Source organism: Caballeronia sp. GACF4 (assembly GCF_023631025.1).
Classification (GTDB): domain Bacteria; phylum Pseudomonadota; class Gammaproteobacteria; order Burkholderiales; family Burkholderiaceae; genus Caballeronia.
In genome coordinates, this window is record NZ_JALQDW010000068.1 from 1 (window position 1) to 264 (window position 264).

A 264-nucleotide genomic window follows, 5' to 3' on the forward strand; every position below is an offset into this window, starting at 1 on the left:
CTCATTAGGTAAATCATCAGAATGTAAGTCAGCAACAACACCGTCATAGCGACGGCCATCTAAATCAGTTTCATCTAAAAGAGTTATGATGGCATGTTCTGTATCAACCAACTCTAAAGCACGACCAAAGGGTACGAGTGCTAGCTTGGGTTTTGTAAGACGGCGACTGAAAAATGTACCTGCAAATGCCCAAAGATTGGCTAATAAAAAAGAGTACATCAGAATTTGACGCGTATAATTTTCTTCGCGCAAAAACAATAAAAT

Annotated in this window: 1 pseudogene; it reads right to left on the reverse strand. The window is 39.0% G+C overall.

From position 1 onward, the window contains the following. A pseudogene (locus NCR40_RS31225) lies at window positions 1–264 on the reverse strand (sugar transferase); the annotation flags it as partial.